The sequence below is a fragment of the Gelidibacter algens genome, from assembly GCF_001678675.1.
Lineage (GTDB): Bacteria > Bacteroidota > Bacteroidia > Flavobacteriales > Flavobacteriaceae > Gelidibacter > Gelidibacter algens.
This window is the reverse complement of the sequence record NZ_LZRN01000012.1, coordinates 1-22,128: the sequence shown is the minus strand read 5'-3', so window position 1 is coordinate 22,128 and position 22,128 is coordinate 1. Positions and strand designations below refer to the sequence as shown.

The following is a 22,128-nucleotide window of genomic DNA, read 5'->3' as shown; positions in this document are numbered from 1 at the left end:
AAGATCTTAAGTGTTCTGTTAGGCACATAGGCACCTTGTTTAGCAAATATAAATTATTATTATAGTATTACAAGTTTTTGAATCTTCTCAACTTGCTTATTCAATTGATTTGAACGCACTTTGAGTTTATAGACATAGACACCTTTTCCAATTTTATCTCCAAAATCATCACGGCCATCCCAAACAATATCTCTTGACAGTGACGATGCACCTTCATTACAACATCCACCTGCATTGGTTTGACTATTTAAGGTTTTAACTAATTTACCTGAAATGGTGAATATCTGTATAGAAACGTCTAAAGGTTGCGAACTATTGTGATTGAACCAAAATTCTGTGTAATTAATGAACGGATTAGGGTAATTGAGGACGTTTTCAATCTTCAACTCTTCGTCTCTATCAAATACTATAAATTGAATTTCAGAAATGCCTGAGTTGTTATAAACATCCCAAGCTTTGAGCGTCAACGTATGGAGTCCTGGTTCGAGATCCCGGAAGGCGTAGGCCACTTCACCGCGTGTATAATCGTCCACTTGCGCTTTGTAATAATCATTAAGTACAAACGGGTTGGTTTCATCACCATCAATAATAGCGATGATATCATGACCAATGCCACTTGCTGTATTGATTCCATTGCTATCCTCCAATTTCACCAAGAGGGTGGGCGCTTCATTGGTAATGCCTCCAGACACAAAGTTTTCGTCATTCATATAAATCTTAACAACGGGTCCTGTGTTATCTGTTTCTGCATTTTTGTTGATACCACCCACCAAAATATCAAAATTTGCACCCGCTTGGTCTTCTAAAGGCGCCTCTGTTTGCGCATAAAAACTCACTTTACCTCTACCTACAGGCACACCAATATCTCTTGGAACCACAAATTCAAAATCAAATACACCATTGTTAACGGTAGCCTGGCCTATAAATAATTTCTCGCCCAGAGTTTTGAAGTCCATTTTAATCAGTTGCCCGTTCTGACTAATATTATTATTGGCCAATGTTTGACGTTCAATGTCTTTATCAAAAATAGTAGCGGTAAGAACACCATTGTAGCTTGTCATTAAATTACCCGACGGATCCAAAACCTCTCCTGACATTTTAATTTTGCTCAATGCCTTTAAAGTGTCATTGATTTGACCTAAGGGCACATCGTTAATTTTTGTAAGCTGAATGTTAGGTTTTGCGAAGGCAAGCTTCATGGCCGGATCACCTATAAAAAACATCAAACGCTTTTGGGTGACTCCAGAAATAGCAGGATCATTTTTTGTGAGACGCAAAGCTTCTGCCATCGTTGGATAAGCGTTGGGGCCATACCCAAAAAGGTACTTTTCCAATTTGACATTGAACGTGACCCCTACGCTAACAAAAATTTGACGTGTGGAAGTGATCAATCCAATGGCACCTCCTTGAGTATTCCAATAGGTATATTCTCCAGCAGTGGGACGGAACGGGTTGTCAAAGCGGGTATATTCACACGTAACTGTTACAAAGCAGTGAAACTTACAGGTGTTTCTTATTTCCTGCGAGTCATTTTTGTCAAAAATACGCTCAGAAGCTAATCCATCTTCACCCCCATGACCAAAATAATTGACCACCAGCGCTCCTACTTCAATAGCATCTTTAACCGACTTATTCACGGCCGGATACCGTTCTCCGCTGGCTGAGGCTTGCTGTTGATACGCATCTGAATGGATCTTGACTACATTTAAAAATGGTTTTTCGGCGGTAATGGTGCTTCCAATCTCATCAGTAGTTTCCTGTAATATACGTTCCCAAGCTATATCTACATCATCAGAGATCATTACGACGTTGTTTCTCCAACTCCCGTAAGAGGCATCTTTATAGTACAGCTCAATTTTATCTACCATAGCCTTGGCGCGTTGTGGCGTCTCCACCAACATTCTTCCAATGGCTATATCGAGCTTATTTGAAGAACTCATATCGCCTTCATTGCTATCCATCATGCCATAAAAATCATCAGAGACAAAAGCATTTGTCAGACTAAAACTATCTACTGAATGCCACGAGGGGACAATATTGGTGTTATTGGGAATTCTATCCTTATAGTCAAAGGAGGCATCACCAAACAAGCATAAATATTTCAACCGCTTTTCCGGAGCACTCGCATTATGGTACACATAACTGACTAAGTTTCTAATGGCAGCAACGTCCTGATTTCCTGAACTAAACTCCGTATAAATCTCATTTAAAGTCACCACCTTCACATTGAGATTGTTTTGGTCTCTATTAATTTGCGCCAATCGTTCAGCCTGAGAGACTAAATTGTTGGGTGCTATTATAATGTAGTCTACATCTTTAAATTCACCTTGCTCATCCTTAAAAATACTGCCTTTTATATTTTGATTGGCCACACTCGCTTTACTATCTCTCAATGGCTCATAATAATCAGAAGGAGTTACGGCCACATATTTTTTGGCAATTCCGGATACCGCTTTAAAACTGAACAATGAATTGGTATCAGCATTCGCCAGGGTACTCACGTCATATTTACTGGTAATATCCCAAATTTCTGAAACCTCAGATGCGTTGGTCATGTTATACTCTACAATTCCAGGTGTATTGGCCACCTGATTGTTTGTGAACATCAACTGACTTCCCTCAAACACCAAACCGCGCGTGGCCTCAATAGAGATATAATCTAAATACCCATGAGAAGTAGGGTTACCTGAATTATTATATGTCAAAGTCACATTGACATCTGGTGAGTTTAGGGTGATAGTGTTATTAAAAAACCTTCCATTTGCTAGTACTGGGGTGTTAATGGGGGCAAACCCTAGCGTGGATACGACACTGTTATTAATTTTAATCTCCATTGACGTGGGCACTTCAGAAGTGGATGCTGCATAAACCTTAACACGTGCAGGTTCTGTAGTTACGAGATTAGGAAACTTAAATTCAAACTGCTTTTCGTTTTCAATATCAAACTTATCTCCAAACCAACGCCGGCCTACGCGCACAATATTAAGTTCATCCACTTCATGAAACTGATACTCCTGAAAGGTGTTCAACATATACGTTGACGCTCCCTCGGGCTGCGTCATGGTTTGCATTCGTTTACCTGCGCCACCGCCCACATTTACGAAATAATAGCTTTTATCTGTAAATACATTATAATTGGTGTTGCTATCGGCATTATATCCCACCGGCCCTTCTGCATATAACAAAATGTAATCATTAGTATTGAATTCTCCATCTTCCTCGCCAACAAATTTTATAGCGTTTTCCGTAAGATCTAATGGATAGGCTTCTGCATTTGGCAATGGCAGCATCGCACCACCATTCCCGTAAATTTTTATATTGCGAGGATCTACAGAATTTGTATTTACACCAAGACTGTTCAAAAAGCCCTTGGTCAATTTAAAAACGCCCGACTTGTCCACGTAAAAGCGGTACCAACTTCCAGAATTGAGAACAGAATTGCTTATACCAGAAGGTTTTTTGCCAGAGGGACTTGAACCTCTATTTGCTGCAGTATTATAGGTTATGCTAAAAGAAGTTATCTTTTTATAAATACCATTGTCGTTAATAATAGGTGTCAATTCAATGTACGCAGAGGCCTTATCTCTCGCAATTGTATTTTCAAAATGCAGTTTTGGAGCTGTGGGTATTGTTTCAAGAGGAATTGATTTCAGTTCATCAGCAGAAATGATCGTATAGGAAACATTGGTAAGCGTTACCGAACCTTTGTTGATAATTGCATTTGAGGGCCATTGGGCAAAAAACTTGATACCTGTGTGGGTATCAAAACTAAAATGATCTTTATCAAAAGACGGTACTGTGATGATAGAATATGCCGTTTCCAAAACCGTCGTTCCGTTCCATGTAATGTCGAAACGCTTTTCTTGGGAAAAACCAAGGCAGGACATCAAAATAAAAAGTAAGCGTAATTTTATTCTCATTAGTCTGTAGGATTCTTTTACAAAAAGTGGTTGCAATTTAATGTTATTTCATCCAACTGAAACAGTTAATGGCGCAGAAAGAATAACGTTTGCCACCGTAGGTTAGTATTAGGTCTTCAATTTTTCTTTAAAATTACAACAATAATAACTTTTCTACGGCGTTATTGAAACACAAAATACATCGATAAAATCACCAAAAGTCCGATGTTGTGCTCAAAAAAAGGGATGAAATGCAACATTTTTTTAATCTATTTGATAAAAAGAGTTGTTACTTTCTCTTTAATTGCTATATTGCGTCACTAAATTTAATCAGCTTACTTAAAAAGTATGGATATGAAAAACATCATTAACATAAGGATTGCATTTGCCCTAATGCTCTCTTTGACAATGGTTGGGTGTAAAAGATCTTCATCATCAAACGAGTCCAGAGCCACTGGATGGAAAATTAATGATAAGAATGGAGGCTTTCAATACAACACCAATTTTAAAGAACAAGAAACATCCCCAGGTTTAGTCTTTGTAGAAGGTGGAACCTTCACCATGGGTAAAGTGCAAGATGATCCTATGCACGACTGGAACAACACGCCTAGTCAACAGCACATTCAATCTTTTTATATGGATGAAACTGAGGTGACCAACAAAATGTATTTGGAGTATTTGGATTGGATAAAACGTGTGTATCCGCCAGATGATCCTAATTTCAAGTTGATTTACCAGGGTGCCTTACCAGATACTTTAGTTTGGAGAAACCGTCTTGGCTATAGCGATATGATGACAGAAAACTACTTGCGTCACCCAGGTTATGGTGATTATCCTGTTGTGGGAGTAAGTTGGATTCAAGCTGTTGAGTTTGCCAATTGGCGCACTGACAGGGTCAATGAACTGTATCTTGAAGAGGCTGGTTATTTAAAGAGAGATGCACGTTTAACGGATGTCAACGCTGATGCCAATTTTAATACCGATACCTATATCAATAGCCCTAGCTCTACTTATGGTGGTAACGCAGATGTGCTTGATGGCGGTAAGAGAAGACAGCAAACAGACGCCGAAGGCAACCCAATTAACGTTTATGCAAAAAGAGAATCAGGAATTGTATCTCCAGAGTATCGCTTACCCTCTGAGGTAGAATGGGAATATGCTGCACTTGGTTTGAATGAATTGAGAAACTACAACACTATTCGTGGTAGAAAAAAATACCCTTGGAGTGGTCAATACACACGTTCTGGTAAAAGAAAAACAAGAGGTGACCAATTGGCTAACTTTAAACAAGGCAAAGGTGACTATGGCGGAATCGCAGGCTGGTCTGATGACGGGGCTGATATTACAAATGCCGTAAAATCTTATATGCCAAATGATTTTGGAATTTATGATATGGCGGGTAACGTTGCAGAATGGGTCGCTGATGTTTACAGACCTATTGTTGATGATGAATTCAATGATTTCAACTACTATCGTGGTAACGTATATACCAAAAATGCGATAAATGAAGATGGCACCGTGAAAATTGTGACCAGTGAAGACATTGTTTATGACACGTTGAGTAATGGTAAAATTGTTCCTCGTAATTTACCAGGTGAAATTTTACAAGTTCCTATCACAACAGACGATACTTACTTGAGAACAAATTTTTCAGAGAGCGACAATATAAACTACAGGGACGGTGATAAAAGATCATCACGTAACTACAGTGACAATTTTAATGAAGATGAAGATATCTCTGATACGAGACAGATGTACAATTCTCCAAAACATCAGGTAGTTATTGACTCCACAGGTGAGTTGGTTAAAACATTGGATAAATCTAATAACCGAACATCTTTGATCAATGACAAAGTCAGAGTTTATAAAGGGGGTTCATGGAAAGACCGAGCTTATTGGCTTGATCCAGCGCAACGTCGTTATTTTCCACAAGATATGGCTACAGACTATATCGGATTTAGATGTGCGATGTCAAGAGTTGGTTCAAAATCTCAAGGAGGCAACAAAACAAGACAGTAATTTTTTCCTATAAAATTATTAAAAAGTCCTAACGCTGCGTTAGGACTTTTTTATTACATTTATTTTATGACTATAGAAACACTTTATGAGTACTTTTTACAATGCTCCTCAGCTTGTACTGACACTCGAAAGATTGAAAAAGATTCCCTTTTCTTTGCTCTGAAGGGCGACAATTTTAATGGGAATGAATTTGCGAGTGATGCATTAGAATCGGGAGCTAAGTATTGCGTTGTAGATGAGAAAGAACATGCACGAGATAATCGCTACATAGTGGTGGAAAACGTTTTGGAAACTTTACAGCAGCTGGCCACGTACCATAGAAACCAATTGAAGATCCCTATAATTGCACTTACAGGCAGCAACGGGAAAACCACCACCAAAGAATTGATCAACGCTGTTTTGTCCAAAAAATACAATACCTCGGCAACACAAGGTAATCTCAACAATCATATTGGGGTACCTTTGACCTTATTACGTATGAACGCTGCTACGGATATTGGTGTTGTTGAAATGGGCGCCAACCACATTAATGAAATTGAGTTTTTGTGCAATATTGCATTTCCTGATTATGGCCTAATTACCAATTTTGGCAAAGCTCATATTGAAGGATTTGGAAGTGTTGAGGGGGTTATCCAAGGAAAATCAGAGTTGTACGAACATTTAAAAATGCATAACAAGCTCATTTTTGTAAATGAAAATGACGCCATACAACTCAAACAATCACAGCACTATTCCAATCTCTACCAATTTGGCACTGCACAAAATGCCAATTCGACTATTGAGTTAGAAAGTACACAACCTTTCGTCAAAATCACTTATCACGGACAAAGTATACACTCAAAGCTCGCGGGTGCCTATAATTTCAACAATATTTCAGTCGCCATTGCAGTTGGAACCTATTTTAACGTGGAGCCTAAAAATATTATAACAGCCATTGAAGAGTATACACCAACAAATAACCGGTCTCAAATTTTAGAAAAAGGCAGCAACAAGATTATTATGGATGCCTATAACGCCAATCCAACAAGTATGTTAGCGGCTTTAGAAAATTTTAAGCAACTGCATCAAGATGGTAAACTGTTGTTTTTAGGAGATATGTTTGAATTGGGCCAAACTGCCGAAAGCGAGCATCAATTTATTGTCGATTATCTTGAGAAAAACAAGGTAGGACAAGTCTATTTAGTCGGCCGAAATTTTAATAACACGATTGTAAAGAGCGAAAGTATTCAGAAATTTAAAGATTTTGAAGCTCTCAAATCACACCTTGAGAATCATTCTATTCAAAATTCATACCTATTGATAAAAGGATCTCGTGGTATGGCCTTGGAGCGGATATTGGAGCTTTTGTAAATTGCCTTCGAATAGTTTTTCCTTTCAAAATCTGCCGCACATTTCCGATTTAACAAGGGCAACGCTCAAAACTTACGGAAAGCCATTCTAGCAACCATGATGGTTCTTAGCGATAAGCAGCCTACTGCTCCTTCGCTTTTTTGATGATAGCTTTGAGTCGTTCTTTCCGAAGCGCTTGATCAGATTTTTGTTTATTTATTTTTCTGTCGAGGAGCTTGGTGTGTTTAGCTTTATTCTTAGTGTTTTTTTGACCTTTAGGTTTTGGCATGGTAGAATTTTTAAAAGATGATATCACAATTTTTTATATACTTAAAAAAAAGGCTTCTTCTTCAACCCTTCATCAAAGATGAGAAAAATAAGAAGTCCACAAACTAAAAGCTGTGTGAAGCATGATTGAACATAAAATCCCATAACTTTTTGACTTGATCCGAAAACGCCTAAGCCTGCGGTTAAGAGTACTATCAAAATTTAATCTCCCTTTTGGATTAACTCTGTTGATCCAATAGAAACCACTCCTGCAAATGTAATCCCAAAGTGCAAAAAAGCACTTCTGATTTTTGTTTGCGGAAAACGCTTAAGCCTACGGTTAAGAGTACTATCAAAATTTAATCTCCCTTTTGGATTGACTCTGTTGATCCAATAGAAACCACTCCTGCAAATGTACTCCCAAAGTGCAAAAAAGCACTTCTGATTTTTGTTTGCGGAAAACGCTTAAGCCTACGGCTTGGTGTTTTCCGCAAACAAAAATCCCAATGTCTCTGACATTGGGATTACGCTTGATGTGGTCCAATGTGACGCGTCTTTTTGGATTTCCAAATTTGGTGCTCTCAATTTGTCTCACCATTAGTTTCTTTGACTTAATGACCTTGTCCCTCACGTCATCCTGTAATTTTTTTTGATTGGTTGTATGGTGGACAAGTGTGACCAAGGTAAGCGTCCCATTATCCCTATTGCCGACCATTCGGGCAACATGCACTTTCTTTGGCAATAGCAGTTTTGAGTTGGTTTTGAACGACAGCTCCACATCAACATCAAGTAAATTTTCTTCCGAAGTGCTCCATATTTTTTTCCAAATTTTCTTCGACCTGCTGTCCAGAAATTCCACAAATGCCATCTTATCCTCAGCTATCCAATCCATGCCCAAGATCTCCAGTCCCTTTTGGTTTGTATGCCTAATCAGACCATTTTGGTCAAGGATGAAACTCATTTGTACGATTTCCAGTATTTCTGAATCCCTGTTGTCGCGTCCATGATGTACAATGGAATCTCCAAGCTCTTCTGCCAGCATGTTCAGGGTCACGACCAACCCCTCGATTTCGTCGTTCCGCTCGGAGCGTTCTATCCGATATTGGAAATTGCCAGTGGCCAATTGCAACAAGATCTGATGGATGGAGCCTATTCTAAGTCTGCTTTCACGGTCCATATTGTAAAAAATTAATCATAGTTTTTAGTCCTGTATAAACGTTTTAAGAAATTTCACTGCGGTATCGATATCCACAAAGATTTTGGAAGGTACCGCATGAGGGTTCGTATGAAGATAGTATGAGGAGAGGCTTTTTGATACAGGTGGCCCTACCACAAAGGCGACGGCCGTCAGAAGGGTTGAACCTTCAAACGAGAAATAGGAGCGGGCAGATTTCGTTATTTCCCTGACCGCCCTGATATCACAAAGTACCGGCATGCCCAGTCCCTTTTGGATCTCCAGCCTATCCCTGACAATGCATAGGGCTGCATTATGTTCCAAAACAATGTGCTTATACCTGACGTGTAGAATCCCATCATTAAATTCATAAGTCGCAAAGTCATTCTGAAAGGGCATGGTAGAGTATTTGAAAATTGGCATTAACAAAATTAAGAAATTAACATCAGAAAAAGTTGACTTTAACGGATAACAAGTTGAACAATAGGAATTAGTAGTTGACTAAAATGTAAAAAGATTTGACCAATCGGGATTATAATGGATAATTGAGGTTAAATTATACCAAAACATATTAATTTCTATCCCATAAAAATAATTGGCCATGTTTTCAATCGAAATCTGGGCAAATTTTATCAAACGATTAATCCTTTGCAGATGAAATATCAAAAGTTGATATCTGAATTCGAGACCCAGTTGGAGCATCTGGAATCTAAAAATGAGGATGTCCTTTACAAGGCCGAAAATGGGATTACCAAAACTGAAAAATAGTATCAAGCTCTTGCGCCAAAAGGTGTTGGAAATGGGATTTAAGAGTACAGAGGAGGAGATCTGTTTTTTTAAGCATATTAAGCCCCAAATTTTCAGCAAACTCATCTACTATGTCAAATTGTTTAATATTGAAAGTAAACGGCCACGGAGCAGCTCCAAATTCCAGATCAAATATCTTAATGGCCACATCAATAAATTGCAGATATATTTCAATGACAATTTAGATTTTTACCATTATTACAGAAGAGGAGCTACTACGCTTGATGAAGAATATTTCATTCGGGGCAAGACCGATCTTCGATCGCCCACCGAATCGTATCATTTTTTTGTCGATGATCAATTCGCTACTTCTCAAGACACTACTGTTGCGATGATCATGGCATACGATATGCTCATCGTATATTTACAACAGGAAATTGAAAAATTAGAATCAAATAACAATGCTTACCAAAACGCAATGAAAAATTCATCTTCAAAACTTTTTTGGACTGGAAACAAAACGGAATTAATTGAGCTCATCTACGCTCTTCATAGTAGTGGGGCAATAAACAGTGGTACGGCTGACATTAAAGAGCTGGCCTCCGTATTTGAGCAATTGTTCAACATTGAACTTGGCAACTATTACCATACTTTTATAGAAATCAGGGCGAGGAAATCCAGCAAAACCAAATTCATGAACAAACTAACGGATTCCCTAATTAAAAGGTTTGAAAATTCAGACGGATAACCCATAGGTAAGTCCAACTTGGGAATCCCAAATCCCTTTCATCTCCCATTTACTTTTATATCATTTGGAGTTAAAAACCTTGTGTTTCTTCTCTTTCCCATACCAAAAAGATACAAATTTTATTTCCATAAAAATATCCCACCTTGGGGCTGACTATTGATGATCTATCAACAATATCCAACAAATTTGTAGAACGAAAGTCAAATCAGGTCAGGGGCTATCATTCTAGATGAATGCAAAATGGTAGTCCCTTTCTTTAAAACCTCATTTTTCGTAGTTTGCACGTTTATTCTCCAAAGCTGTTAAATTAAAGTTCATAGCGCAAAAATCTTACACTTTAATATTATTCGTTATACATTTTTCTTTATCGGTCTGATATGCTTTGGACTGGGAGTGGCTGTTTCTGTTAAGGTTAAGTATTTGGGATTACACCCATGGGATGTTCTTAATGTAGCATTATTTGAACATTTTGGTCTTAGCATCGGCACGTGGAGTATTATCGTGGGTTTGTTTCTCATCAGCATATCATTGCTGGTCAGAAAAAAATATGTGAATATCGGGAAATTTCTAAATGCCTTGCTAATTGGTCCTATTATGGACTTATTTTTGTGGTTAGATATCTTGCCAGATGCTAGTAATACTTGGACAGATTACCTTCTGCTATTTCTGGGCATTTTGCTGATTGGCTTAGGGGGCGGTCTTTATGTATCTGGAGGTGTAGGTGCTGGACCGCGTGACGGATTCATGCTTTCCATTTCAGAACGAACGGGGTTATCTGTAGCTAAAGCAAGAATCATGGTGGAAGGCATCGTGCTGGCTATTGGATTTCTTCTTGGCGGTCCGGTCTTTTGGGCAACCTTTATCTATACGTTGATATTGAGTCCAATTTTTCAGTTTTCTTTAAAGTTCTTCACGCGTTTGCGATCAAAATTAGAGGGAGGATATTAAGCCTACTTATTTGAGCTTCTGTTTTTATTGTAGTTAATTAAATAATGACCTCACCTCTTCATAGATCCTTTCAAAATTAGCTTCTAAATCTGCATTAGAAAACTCCTTAATGCCTGTTGGAAACTCCCTCTGTATCTTCTGCAATTTAAACTGGACACTCTTATCCTTCCCATCCGCATAAGTTATAAACTCCCCCTGCTTCAACCGAAAGAAAACATCAGCTCTAATTTTTGGTATTTCCTTTTCTCCCGTAGTTACTCGCGTGTCAAAATCCAGATTATAACCACGACTCACACTTTTAGTCGGATCTTTGACGATTTCAAAGAAACGTTCGTAATATTTAGCGGTGTCCGGGTCGTTGACCTTTCCAAAAAACTGGTATGAAAGGTTGCTCAAAATTGCCTTACTTGCTTTATCGCCATACATCATATCGTTCTGGATCTTGTCCTGCATCACATAGATCGTAGAAATGTTGTAACTCCTCAATGTTGCTGGAATACGGTGCATATTCAATAAACGAATGGTAGGCGCTTCCTCCATCAGAATAAATGAAGGTTTGCTATTGCGAACGCTCATTTGCTTGGTGATGGTGTGGATGATCGTAGCGATAACTGGTGAATAGGAAGTCTCGAATTTTGGATTGTTCACTATGGAAATGATGGCGGGATTATCCTCACTATTGATATTCAATGGCACTTCATCTGCTGACAATGCCATAAAAATTCGCTGTGTACTAATTCGTTTCAGTGCATTGGCCAAGGTGCTTTTTACGCCTGCAGTCTGCCGTTCAGAATCCTTACCACTGATAAAGGCATCTGCCATTGCTCTTGATGTGGTATTGGTTTCCAAAAACTTGATAAGGCTATTCGTATCTAGGTGCTGATATATAGCAATCAAATGAGGCAGCGTGCAGAATTCGGGATAGTCGGTTTTTAATTTCCAAATCAATCCGCCTATTAGTCCTTCCGCAGCATCATTAAAAAACTTGGTCGTTCCCGAAGTTCCAGATTCCCTCTGCTCCAAAAGATTTTCAATCAATACCCGTGACACCTCGTTGACGCTCTCCTCGTTCTCCAGATAACGTGGCGCAATAGGATTTACCCTATGGATGATTTTATCAAAGGAAATGATCTTAAATGGGATGTTGCCATTCTTGAAAAGAGGGTACGCCATTTCCGTCAATTCAAAATCTTTATAATCGTGGATGATGCCACAAAAGCCCTCTTTCCGGAAATGCTTTAGAAAACCATAGACAACGCTTTCCGTTTTACCACTCCCCGCAGAACCAATAATTGATGCCCCACGTTTAATGTTATCGAGTTTGAAATTTCCTTTATCCGTGGCAAAGTTGACCTGATATTGGAGGTTGCCATTGATGGGCTCGTCGGTTTTATGCAGGAATACATACATCCCTACATTAATTAATGCTAGAGGACAAATTACATACAGCGCTAATAAAACGAGTTGGGTTTCTTCCATTAGATAAAACACAAAAACACCAAGTATCAGAAAATTAATCATAAAAGCATATCTGCTTATCCGAAACATGCCATAGAAAATACTACTGGTCAAACCAAAAATTAAAAGCGTTGATAAGAAATTTTCAAGGTGCATAGTTATAAAATTAGATGCCGATGGAACTTGATTTGATAGCGACTTCCACCCCACGTCTCAGTCCCTTAAATATTTTCATTGCTAATTGTCCCTGTGTCACAGGAATGCTTGGCATCATTGGTACGCCTGCTTTGCCCATCAATTTGAAGGCTAATGCTTTTTCATTGGTCGGCAATTTCATCAGCGCTGCAAAATAAATCTTTGGATCCTTGATAAAATCCTTTCTAGCTTGGTAGGTCTCGGCAAAATTTCTATGGTAGCCGAAGGTCTTATCAAATGTTTTTTCAGCTTTCTCAAAAAAACTATTCCGATCAAAACCGCGCTTGATTTCTTTTCCGTTCAATTCAACATTGGACGCTTTATATTTACTTCCAGGAGACAGACTAAATCTATTGGAAGCATCCTTTCGGCTCACGATGATATGAATATGACCTTGGCTTCCCTCCTTCTGCATTCCCTGGACGATCCGTCTCCCGTCCTGTTGGTGTGGGGCCTCTCGTTCCAATTTTGCTATTTCTTTCGCTTTACCCTTAATATTGCCTTCCATCGTGCCGTTTTCAATTTTTCGAATATCCGTTTTGAGCTGCAGAATTTTAGTGGCAAAAGGTTGGTTTTCGCGAACCTGTATATCAGATCCTTTAAATGCGCGTTGATGCTCAATTTTCGCATAGTATTTTATATCATCAATAGTAAGCGGACGACCGTTTATTTCCCGATTAAACGAGGCTACATAATCCTTCATCAGCTCGCGGGTATATTTTTTTAGATCTATACTGTTGTCCTGTAATTTTCCCAATTCATATTTAGAGGGACTGACCGTTATGGAATAGAATCTAGGTTCCGTCTTTTCCAATTTTGCGGTGTTGCCATCGATTTCCTTAATCACTTCTGCTGCTGCAATCTCATCATCATATTGGTTGAAAAAATGCTCAATACCTAGGTGTCCATCCTCCAAATCTTCTTGGTTAAAACTTAGATTTTCCTTCTCCAGATAGCTTACAAAATCCGCTGAACTTTTGGAATAGTTCCCGCCCATTTTTTGGGGTGTAATGGTTATATACATAGCTCAAAAATTTACGGTTCGTGCGTCGCATGTCGTTTCTCCTGAAAATGCACCGCTTTCTTTTCTTCGATAAATTTCTTCTCTAAAATCAAGGGTTTGTTTTTGGGTTCTTCGGTTTGAAAAAGTGATTCCAACATTGCCACAGTCGGTTTGGTTTGGGTCTTTTCAATATCTCTCATAATGGCAATAATCGCATTCATCCTCTTTTTTAAATTAGCCTCCAAAGTTCGTCCCGATGGACCAAACTTTTCCTTTGGTGAGATCTCATTATAAAGAAAAAAATCGAGTATTGCGGCCATTGCCTCGGTATGCGATTTGAAGTGTGTTTTTGAAAATTCCTGAAAACGTTTGGCGGTATCCCGCTTAAACCTGATGGTGATGAAAGAGTCCATTTATTTCGCTTTTTTATGCATTTGACGCAAATCCATCCCATTTTACTGGCTGTTTCGAGGCATTTGACGCAAATCGATGAAATCTAATAAATTAATTTATTTTCAAGTAGTTGAAAATCAATAATTTAAAAAGTAAAAGGAATGTGTAACGCGGCTCTGCCCGTTACCCTCTTGCTATTCCTTTTCGTCACGCCAAAGCGTGACAAAAATTTCATACAATCTGGCTAAAAAGCCAATTGCCCTTTTAGGAATTCGGAAATTCCTATATGTAAAATATAGATGGATACAGCTATCAGCGAAAGTCAAAAATGGGATAGCTATATAAATTATGTGTGCTGAATTTCAGCGAAATAAAGATACGTTTTTTTCTTGAACTGGAATTACTTGAACAGAAAAAACACCTCCAAAATTTAGAGGTGTGATTATTAAGTTTAGAAAATTAGATGTTGAATATGAACTTATAGGAATATAGATTTCTTATTGCTTCTTCCTCTACCGTCGTTTCAAAACTGGTATAATTTTCTCTTACGTATTTGCGAATACTGTCGCCAAATTTTCGTTCCACATCTTTTTTTGAGAGTTCTAAAAGTCGGTTTTGAGCCTCTTCGCTCAAGTCCGTAAAATTAAGATATACCATGATCCAATATTTCAGTATTCGCCAGGTAACATCAGCGTATCATTTACAAAAAATAACCGCAGTTCATCCAATGGAAAATCGGTTGCACGATATCCTTGTTTTTCTAAAACAGTATCGTTGCCATCGGTGTAAATAATTTCAGCTTCATAACCTGTGACTTCCTGTTTTTCCTTGGACAACCTTTTAAATTCTATTGAAATAAATTCGCTACGATTCATCAGACTTTTTGCAATTACCGAAGTGTCCGTAATAAGCCAAAAACAATCTGCTACATTGGCTAGATATTTAAGTCCATCAGTAAATCGTGTTTTTATTAATGGAATTGAATAGAACATCTCCGTCCCGCGAAAATGTTGCAATCCTTCTTTGATTTCGTTAACTTGTGCTTTACTCATAGGTAAATACTTGTTTTGGTATTCGTGAATCTTCGATTTCATTTTTGGTCTTATTTAAGTGAATAATGAATAAGAGGGCGCAACTTTCGTGTAGTACGCCCTCTTTAATCTTAAAAGTTATTGATCATTTTTAGCTCCTAGCAAAAGAATTTCCCTCGCCTCGACTTCCGTTACATAGCGCTGACTGCCATCATCAGTGGTATAGGTTCGCGTTCTTATTTTCCCAGAGACTCCTATTTCTTTGCCCTTATCCACATATTTTTCGATAATTTCGGCAGTTTTCCCCCATGCCACAACTGTGTGCCAATCTGTGGTCTGTGTTCTTTCGTCTTTGGCATCCTTGTAATATTCGTTCGTCGCCAATGAAAAGCGCGCTACTTTTTTACCGCTTTCAAGGTTCGTAATGGTTGGTTCTTGCCCAACATTTCCAATTAACTGTACATGATTTCTTAAAGTGCTCATAATAAAATATTTAAAAATTAATTAAAATACTACCTAAACCCTTTAGGCAGTTTGTGGTTAAACTTTTTGAAGTGATTTACTTATTATATCTGGAGCGTTTTCCTTTTTTGCTTTTGTTGGTGCCGCTTCCTTTTTGATGTTTTTGTAAGATTTCATAAGCTTCATTTTAGATTTACTTCCCATAGCGCCCTCGCTGTTACCTTTTTTTGTTGCCGATACAGTTTCAATATTTGGAATTGATGAGGACTTATAAAAAAGAGCGAGGTACGAGCCTGGTTTATGCAGTCCGGTCAAGTTCCAAATGTTGGTATTTTGCTTTCAAAAAAAGGGTATAACGGCGAGGGTGAGGATGTAGATCTAAAGGCTTATGTGAAGTATAAAAACATAGGAAGTGGCATCAAATCATTAAATGGAATTCTGATTTGGCGGACGCCATTTCCAATTTTAGATAAGGAATGAAGTGTTCCTGCCCAGCGAAGCGGGAAGGGTTAACGGAATGGAAAGCTAAAATTGGGGATTGTGTCCAAGACTTTTTAGAGAAGCTCTTTTCCCGTAATGGAGTTTTTTACGAAATGTAGGGGAATGTGCTTCTCGTGTTATGAAAACGGATTGTTCTCGTTTAGACGGGGTTAAGCGGACGCAACTTTAAAGGTGTAGATTGCAATGGAGTTTGACCGCTTCCTGACTTTTTTCGGGAATGAGCGGGCAAGTGTAATGGAAATTGAAAGCTTTAGAGTTGGGTCCAAGACTTTTTAATGAAGCGCTTTGCCCGTAATGGAGCTTTTGCGGAATGGAGTGGCAATGGGCTGAGTGATATATCTGCTAACGACCGACTCAGATTAAGAGTTATTTTGAACTAACCCACTTTTTAAGATCATCCCTCAATACATAATGGCAAAAAAAAATCATCTCATTTTTAGTTAATGAGATGATTTCTTTGTTTATTTCTTAGACTCAGCAATCGAAACTTTACGGAATTCTTTTAATAATTTCTCCAAGGCTAATGAGGATTGTCTTGCCCTTGTTCCTGCAGCTTTGTTTCCACTTTCTAATTGCAATTTAGCATCACTTTCAAATGACTCAAAAGTGTTTTGCATGTTTTCAATAAGTTCTTTCATAAGATTTAAATTTTATTTAAAAGGCGAAAATATAGTTATTCGTTGTAAACACACCAATCATTAACATAAAAATACGACCGCTTCCTGACCTTCCCAGGTCGGAGCGAGTCATGAGGAATGGAAATCGGGAATTCTGTCTAAGACTTTTTTAAGGAGTAGCTTTTCCCAAAATCGAGCTTTTCCTGCCCATCCGGCGAGCGCGGAATATAGGGGAATGGGTTGAGTGGTTCGCAATTGATAACTTCACTATCTCTTTTCTTAGCACAAGACTTAAAGTGATGTTGCACAGATTCCTACATTGTTATATGATACGATACTTTAAACCCATATTGGGTTACATTTAATTCTTTATTTTATTTCGTTCCATACGGACTCCGTTTTCTATAAATCAGAATTATTTTAATCTTAATTTCAATTCCCTGCCCCTTACCCCCTTCCGACAATCTTTTATTATTCTTAATCTTGAAATTCAATCGATTTTTTATGATAGAAATCTGCCAATTGACCTACCAAGTATAACTCCACCTCATCATTAGTTTTCTTATTTTCTAACATTTTAAAAACTTTAGACAAATACTTACTTCTAAATTCCTTTAATGGCTCTTGATCGTTTAGAACATCTCCTAAAGTCAACACGTTTAACTGCGCCTGCATCCATGTATGAGCTTGGTGTTTTCGCTCTTTAACAGCTAAGTTTTTCGTATCAATTTCGCTGATTTTTTTACCGCTTGCTTTTGCAGTGTTCATTATTGCCAATTGATCCAAGTAATCTTTCTCTAGAGAATAATCAAAATTGGAAGCCTCTACAGAAAGACGTTTAAGTCCTTTAAAAACCAGATTATGATAGGTATTTAAAAAATCTTTATGACTGTATACTAATTTCAAATAAGCAATACCCGCATTTTTATAAACTTGATCAGAACTATTTTCGCTGGCTTTTAGATCATTTTCCAATTTTGACAATTCAAGCCTAATTCCATCAATATCTTGTATTGCATTAAATTCCTGACTATGTATAAGACTGGTAATTTCTCTACTGATAAGCTCATGATCTCCGGTAAATGTGTGCAATTTATAAGAAAATGAAAATGCCTTTTCTTTTGTTATTATTTTCAGTTTTGGTTTGCCAATATCAAACGCATATGCATAGCCAAAGGTTACCGTTATTTCATTCAGGGCATCTTGGGCAGTGATACTACGAAATAATTGTATGGCATTTAAACTAAAATGATGTTTTTCGGCAACAAGCATTGACCCGTTTACACGGAAATTGAGAACATTGGTAATATTTTCCTTATTGTTATTTGTATTATAAGCCACACCAAAAGTAGTATTCAATTTATTCCCAAAAAGTTTTTTATTAATATCCAAACCACCACCGTAGGCATTACTATCGTCTCTACCAATATCGCTGTAATTATAATTTAGAGACGTTGAAATGTTTAAACTATTCTTTGGAAATCCTATGGTATAAACGGCATTGGCATTATGAAAATTATTGGCTTGGCCGACGCGGATAATCCCCGCTTGTTCGTTTGCTGAAGATGCCAGACTATAGTTTAGATTTATATTCTGACTATTGAGTTCTCCTTCCTTAAGCACCCAATTTAAATTGGCATTGGCATTTTGAGAAAGTTGCTTAAATTCCAAGGCTTGCAATGCATCATCGGTAAGGTCATTATCATTAATAGCATCAAACTGGTTTAAACGTTGGTTAGTATGAGTAGAAAAGTTAGAGTAGGATCCTGTAATAGTAATTTTATTAGTGGCTCTTAATGTAGCATTCAGCGCACCTACAAACCTATTAGTAGCTTGTGCCTTTTGATTGTCTAAATTATCGCGTTGGTAACCAATATCGAATGCTAGGTTTAGTTTGTTATTAAATAATGGTCGTGATGCATTGAGCGTAATATTTTCAAAATCATTATTAAAAAAGTATGCCCCAAGCGTTTCATAACCCGGATCTATACGCTCATACGCCACACCCACCTTCATGTTGTCGACCTGCATATCCAGACCTGCTTTAAATGCATCATAATACTCCGTTGATCCTCTGCTATTAAATAACTGGGCGGCTAAGCCACTACCTTTCTCATCGGTGGTCTGAGCACGTAAATCTTTAGTGATGGCTGTTGAAGCATATTCGGCTTTAAAAGTATAATGTTCTGCAATGGTTACTTCACCATCCAGAGCAACAACCAAATTCTCCTTTGGTGCTATATTTCTATCATCAGGTATGGCTGTGATTGAATGAATATCATCTTTGGCATAAAAACCTGTCAGTCCCATTTTATAACGGTCTTTGTGCCACCCTAGCTTTGTACCATAACCCATCCGCCTAAATGCGGGTAGGGTTTGTTGTTGGCCGTCATCTTCCGTAGCTTTTAACAAGCGCCCTGCCATGGCACTGATGCTAAAATCACCTTCTGGTGTGAGCTCCACCCCACCTCCCGTAAACTGATGTCCACTTAACGTATATGGAGAAAAAGTCATGGCCACATCCCCTATATGGGCTTGTATCCATTTGTACTTAGGGTGAATACTTAACCTGTTAAATTTAAATGGGGTTTGATAGCCCAAATTACTACCTTGGTTGGAAAAGCTATAACTTAACGGCATGCTAAAAGTAAGCCAGCTCATGTTTAAATTACCTTGCAAAAAATACGTGAACGGTTCACGAGAATTTCGTCCATTAGAGTTATAGTACACGCCATTTGCAGAAATCCCCCCTTGTATTTTTAAAGGACTGTTTTTTAGTTTCTCCACAGTTTTGCTGCCTATATTTTCAAGGTCTTGAGAAAAAGCGGCGCCTGAACATATTAGACATAATAGCCATATGCTTATGGTTATAAAATTAAATAGATGTCGTTGCAATAGGCTATAGGTTATTCGATGTTGGATTTGGGGCCAAGACTTTCGACTCTTTATTATTCAAAATGGTAAAACTCATTTTATTTAAAACTGGTAAAGGCTGTAACAATAGCTTTTAAATCAGTTTCATTTTTTAAATCTATTTCTGAAGTATTTACAGTGCTTTTTAAATCAGGGCAGTCCTTTAAATACTCAAAGATCTTCTCAAACATCTTTTCTGAAGTATCAGTATTGAGGAGACTTGAGGTCACAATCTTTAACGCTTTATCTTTATCGCTTTTTTTAAAATAATAGACATTGTTCAAAAAGTGCGATTTATAAAGACTTAAATTATCTGTCACCTCTATTTCTTCATTAAACTTAGCGGCAAAGGCATCATTGGCACGCATGCCTAAATAGCATTTGTTAGTGGCATCAATACAGAATTTTACGCCATTTCTGGCTTTATAATCCGTATATGTAAATTTACCTTTTTCATTAACCGTCTTTAAGGTTGCAACTCCGCCATAATTATCAAGGCTAGCCATGCCTGATTTTGTTGATTTTAATTCTTCAAATTCTACGGTTATTTCTCCTTTAATCTCCTTGCCTTCTCCATCGGTAATGGTTCCCAGTTGTTTGTAAATATTAACCGATGTCTTCATTTCAGCCTTTACAGCCTCCTTATGATTTTCTCTTCTAATATCCGCTTTAACAGCTTGCATATCGCCTAAGGTATAACCTGCAATAATCATACGTCCAATAACATTCTTGGCATTATCAGCAACATTTTCGGCATTTCCAATTAAGCTGCTTTTTTCGGCAGAAAATTTAATTTTATTACTATCAAAAAACAAAATCGTGCCGAGCTCATACGTTGCGGTAAGAAAATTTTGGGCATCATACACTCTAATTCGTGTGGCGCTATAATTGGGTATAGCTTCCGTTTTATAAGTCCCTATTAAAGTGTCCTTTTCGCCAACTTTATAAATGCTATTGTTTTTTATTTTCAAATTAAAAGCTTCAATGATCTCTACACCGGCCTTATATAGGGCGATTTTGTCGTCTAACTCTTTACTACGTGGTTGGGGTTATGAGAAAAAAGCATTTATCTTGTCATAGTTGATGCCAGCTTCACTTAAAAACTCGTCGTTTACTATGAGTTGTCTCGCTATGTTTTTAGTACCACTAAGTGATATCTTAAAAGTACTCACATCAAAATCACTATAATACACTTCATCACTATTTTGTTTAGTGAATTTTAAATACCTAAATTGTTCATTACCACAAAGGGTTTGAACATCTTCTGTGGCATACTCTACATTCATTATAGAGTTTCCTTCTAAATCTTGTATTTCGTAATGGTTACGCTCAGAACTTGAAAATTTGCAGACTTCAGTTTTATCAATCGATAGAATGTCTTTCTTTACTTTAACATTTTGACCGAATATACTTGTTACGCATAGCATTAATGCGATTTTAAGGGGCGTTATCATAATTTTAGTTAATTGGTCATTAATTTTGTTACTTGTGTTTTGGTCTTCGGTTCGATTTTAAGACTCGGAGGTGGTTTTTTCTTAAAAACATTTAGAATTCAATTTTTTAAAATTCCATTATTTATGCGAATTGTTATCTTTTTCTACTTGTAAAATTTCATGTTCTTGATTTCTCAAAACTATGTACCTCTATAAGAGCAGGACTTTGGGTAGCCACATACCTAGTGAGGTAGTTTTTCCTTTTCAAAAATATGTAAGGTGTTGTTTAAATCAAGTACATACAATTTATTTTTATCCCAAATAACATTGTTTTTATCTGTAGAAATTGGCGCAGGCAAACTGATAAAACCTAATAAAGAGAAATTATTTTTGTTTAGCATTACAACGGTATTGTCCAATCCATAAAGAATTATTACATCTTCATAAGTCCAAAATCCATTTAATGCATAAAATTTTTGTAATTCAGCCTCATCACTTTCAGAAAACATTTTTGATCTTAACGCTAGTCCCATTTTAGCGTCAATTTCAAATAATGAAAGCCCATCATGTTTGTATATTTTATCATTATTTAATGAATAAAAACCGGATCTTCCATTATACTCTTGAATCCATTTTTTTTCTCCAGTATTAACATCTAAACACAATAACTGCCCTCCTTGTAATGGTACATAAAGTGAATCTTCAAAACCCATTAAATCACCATCGAGGTCGTTAGGAATAATTTCATCATTAAAGTTCTTATGTATTCCAAATTCTGAAAAATCTATTAGCCAACTAGGCTGTGGTGAAACCTTTTCTAGTGTATTATATATTTTAAAGAAGAATAAATTATTAATATAATAATTAAATCGAAAACTCAATGTTGATTCTTCGAATTGTAAATCTTCAAAAATAAACCAATAACTTTTTGTAATTCTGTTTCTAATTATCAACCTATTATTTGTCTTTATGGAAGAATACAAATTAAATC

20 protein-coding genes are annotated in these 22,128 nt (G+C 37.3%); 5 read left to right on the top strand and 15 right to left on the bottom strand.

The genetic code is table 11. The features are described from left to right. Positions 1-59: 59 nt before the first annotated feature. A complete protein-coding gene (gene porU, locus A9996_RS07695) occupies positions 60-3,920 on the bottom strand; it encodes a type IX secretion system sortase PorU (RefSeq protein WP_066432898.1) in 3,861 nt (1,286 codons plus the stop codon). Between the two features lie 327 nt (positions 3,921-4,247). On the opposite strand from porU, the gene gldJ reads away from it, so the two are divergent. Both gldJ and A9996_RS07685 read left to right on the top strand, forming a co-directional pair. Continuing rightward, positions 4,248-5,918, top strand: coding sequence for a gliding motility lipoprotein GldJ (gldJ, locus tag A9996_RS07690; RefSeq protein ID WP_066432896.1), 1,671 nt, complete (start codon positions 4,248-4,250; stop codon positions 5,916-5,918). 66 nt (positions 5,919-5,984) lie between these two features. Next, positions 5,985-7,268: a UDP-N-acetylmuramoyl-tripeptide--D-alanyl-D-alanine ligase gene (locus tag A9996_RS07685; protein ID WP_066432894.1), complete on the top strand. Its 1,284-nt coding sequence runs from the start codon at positions 5,985-5,987 to the stop codon at positions 7,266-7,268. Positions 7,269-7,389: 121 nt separating this feature from the next. On the opposite strand, the gene A9996_RS20095 is transcribed toward A9996_RS07685, so the two are convergent. The 3 genes from A9996_RS20095 to A9996_RS21120 form a co-directional block, all read right to left on the bottom strand. Continuing rightward, positions 7,390-7,536: a hypothetical protein gene (locus A9996_RS20095; RefSeq protein ID WP_169817243.1), complete on the bottom strand. Its 147-nt coding sequence runs from the start codon at positions 7,534-7,536 to the stop codon at positions 7,390-7,392. Between the two features lie 330 nt (positions 7,537-7,866). Then, complete coding sequence (locus A9996_RS07680; protein ID WP_066432893.1) at positions 7,867-8,691, bottom strand: hypothetical protein; 825 nt, start codon at positions 8,689-8,691, stop codon at positions 7,867-7,869. 24 nt (positions 8,692-8,715) lie between these two features. Then, on the bottom strand, positions 8,716-9,087 hold the full coding sequence (locus A9996_RS21120; RefSeq protein WP_066432891.1) for a DUF7793 family protein: 372 nt from the start codon (positions 9,085-9,087) through the stop codon (positions 8,716-8,718). A 343-nt stretch (positions 9,088-9,430) separates the two neighbouring features. Between A9996_RS21120 and A9996_RS07670 the strand changes: the two genes are divergently transcribed. Both A9996_RS07670 and A9996_RS07665 read left to right on the top strand, forming a co-directional pair. Next, entirely contained in the window at positions 9,431-10,183 is a 753-nt protein-coding gene (locus A9996_RS07670; RefSeq protein WP_248912327.1) for an RteC domain-containing protein, read from the top strand. 306 nt (positions 10,184-10,489) lie between these two features. Continuing rightward, positions 10,490-11,131, top strand: a complete 642-nt coding sequence (locus A9996_RS07665; protein WP_211272642.1) for a DUF6198 family protein — start codon at positions 10,490-10,492, stop codon at positions 11,129-11,131. A gap of 33 nt (positions 11,132-11,164) precedes the next feature. Here the strand turns inward: A9996_RS07665 and A9996_RS07660 are convergent, their stop codons facing one another. The 6 genes from A9996_RS07660 to A9996_RS07635 all read right to left on the bottom strand — a co-directional run bounded on the left by A9996_RS07660 (position 11,165) and on the right by A9996_RS07635 (position 15,694). Continuing rightward, positions 11,165-12,745 carry a type IV secretory system conjugative DNA transfer family protein gene (locus tag A9996_RS07660; protein ID WP_066432889.1) on the bottom strand — a complete coding sequence of 527 codons (1,581 nt, stop codon included), beginning with the start codon at positions 12,743-12,745 and terminating at the stop codon, positions 11,165-11,167. 10 nt (positions 12,746-12,755) lie between these two features. Continuing rightward, positions 12,756-13,808: a MobB family relaxase gene (gene mobB / locus A9996_RS07655; RefSeq protein ID WP_066432888.1), complete on the bottom strand. Its 1,053-nt coding sequence runs from the start codon at positions 13,806-13,808 to the stop codon at positions 12,756-12,758. An 11-nt stretch (positions 13,809-13,819) separates the two neighbouring features. Next, positions 13,820-14,200 carry a BfmA/BtgA family mobilization protein gene (locus A9996_RS07650; RefSeq protein ID WP_066432883.1) on the bottom strand — a complete coding sequence of 127 codons (381 nt, stop codon included), beginning with the start codon at positions 14,198-14,200 and terminating at the stop codon, positions 13,820-13,822. A 439-nt stretch (positions 14,201-14,639) separates the two neighbouring features. Continuing rightward, the gene (locus tag A9996_RS07645; protein WP_066432881.1) at positions 14,640-14,837 is read right to left on the bottom strand and encodes a hypothetical protein; all 198 of its coding nucleotides are present in this window, start codon (positions 14,835-14,837) and stop codon (positions 14,640-14,642) included. 11 nt (positions 14,838-14,848) lie between these two features. Next, the gene (locus A9996_RS07640; protein ID WP_245905361.1) at positions 14,849-15,274 is read right to left on the bottom strand and encodes a DUF6876 family protein; all 426 of its coding nucleotides are present in this window, start codon (positions 15,272-15,274) and stop codon (positions 14,849-14,851) included. Positions 15,275-15,349: 75 nt separating this feature from the next. Continuing rightward, entirely contained in the window at positions 15,350-15,694 is a 345-nt protein-coding gene (locus A9996_RS07635) for a single-stranded DNA-binding protein (protein WP_066432877.1), read from the bottom strand. A 312-nt stretch (positions 15,695-16,006) separates the two neighbouring features. On the opposite strand from A9996_RS07635, the gene A9996_RS07625 reads away from it, so the two are divergent. Continuing rightward, positions 16,007-16,153, top strand: coding sequence for a hypothetical protein (locus A9996_RS07625; protein WP_157487194.1), 147 nt, complete (start codon positions 16,007-16,009; stop codon positions 16,151-16,153). Between the two features lie 482 nt (positions 16,154-16,635). Here A9996_RS07625 and A9996_RS07620 read toward each other — a convergent pair whose 3' ends face one another. The 5 genes from A9996_RS07620 to A9996_RS07600 all read right to left on the bottom strand — a co-directional run. Continuing rightward, positions 16,636-16,812 carry a histone H1 gene (locus tag A9996_RS07620; protein WP_066432866.1) on the bottom strand — a complete coding sequence of 59 codons (177 nt, stop codon included), beginning with the start codon at positions 16,810-16,812 and terminating at the stop codon, positions 16,636-16,638. 456 nt (positions 16,813-17,268) lie between these two features. Next, a complete protein-coding gene (locus A9996_RS07615; RefSeq protein WP_245905362.1) occupies positions 17,269-19,578 on the bottom strand; it encodes a hypothetical protein in 2,310 nt (769 codons plus the stop codon). Between the two features lie 185 nt (positions 19,579-19,763). Continuing rightward, on the bottom strand, positions 19,764-20,675 hold the full coding sequence (locus A9996_RS07610) for a hypothetical protein (RefSeq protein WP_066432862.1): 912 nt from the start codon (positions 20,673-20,675) through the stop codon (positions 19,764-19,766). Between the two features lie 78 nt (positions 20,676-20,753). After that, positions 20,754-21,131 carry a hypothetical protein gene (locus A9996_RS07605; protein WP_066432860.1) on the bottom strand — a complete coding sequence of 126 codons (378 nt, stop codon included), beginning with the start codon at positions 21,129-21,131 and terminating at the stop codon, positions 20,754-20,756. 248 nt (positions 21,132-21,379) lie between these two features. Continuing rightward, positions 21,380-22,128: PQQ-binding-like beta-propeller repeat protein (locus tag A9996_RS07600; RefSeq protein ID WP_083993889.1), on the bottom strand; the 749-nt coding region annotated here is incomplete at its 5' end.

Excerpts from the sequence above, each read along its gene's own strand:
- porU (WP_066432898.1), bottom strand. The coding sequence starts at position 3,920 with ATGAGAATAAAATTACGCTTACTTTTTATTTTGATGTCCTGCCTTGGT.
- gldJ (WP_066432896.1), top strand. The coding sequence starts at position 4,248 with ATGGATATGAAAAACATCATTAACATAAGGATTGCATTTGCCCTAATG.
- A9996_RS07685 (WP_066432894.1), top strand. The coding sequence starts at position 5,985 with ATGACTATAGAAACACTTTATGAGTACTTTTTACAATGCTCCTCAGCT.
- A9996_RS20095 (WP_169817243.1), bottom strand. The coding sequence starts at position 7,536 with ATGCCAAAACCTAAAGGTCAAAAAAACACTAAGAATAAAGCTAAACAC.
- A9996_RS07680 (WP_066432893.1), bottom strand. The coding sequence starts at position 8,691 with ATGGACCGTGAAAGCAGACTTAGAATAGGCTCCATCCATCAGATCTTG.
- A9996_RS21120 (WP_066432891.1), bottom strand. The coding sequence starts at position 9,087 with ATGCCCTTTCAGAATGACTTTGCGACTTATGAATTTAATGATGGGATT.
- A9996_RS07670 (WP_248912327.1), top strand. The coding sequence starts at position 9,431 with ATGGGATTACCAAAACTGAAAAATAGTATCAAGCTCTTGCGCCAAAAG.
- A9996_RS07660 (WP_066432889.1), bottom strand. The coding sequence starts at position 12,745 with ATGCACCTTGAAAATTTCTTATCAACGCTTTTAATTTTTGGTTTGACC.
- mobB (WP_066432888.1), bottom strand. The coding sequence starts at position 13,808 with ATGTATATAACCATTACACCCCAAAAAATGGGCGGGAACTATTCCAAA.
- A9996_RS07650 (WP_066432883.1), bottom strand. The coding sequence starts at position 14,200 with ATGGACTCTTTCATCACCATCAGGTTTAAGCGGGATACCGCCAAACGT.
- A9996_RS07645 (WP_066432881.1), bottom strand. The coding sequence starts at position 14,837 with ATGGTATATCTTAATTTTACGGACTTGAGCGAAGAGGCTCAAAACCGA.
- A9996_RS07640 (WP_245905361.1), bottom strand. The coding sequence starts at position 15,274 with ATGAAATCGAAGATTCACGAATACCAAAACAAGTATTTACCTATGAGT.
- A9996_RS07635 (WP_066432877.1), bottom strand. The coding sequence starts at position 15,694 with ATGAGCACTTTAAGAAATCATGTACAGTTAATTGGAAATGTTGGGCAA.
- A9996_RS07620 (WP_066432866.1), bottom strand. The coding sequence starts at position 16,812 with ATGAAAGAACTTATTGAAAACATGCAAAACACTTTTGAGTCATTTGAA.
- A9996_RS07605 (WP_066432860.1), bottom strand. The coding sequence starts at position 21,131 with ATGCTATGCGTAACAAGTATATTCGGTCAAAATGTTAAAGTAAAGAAA.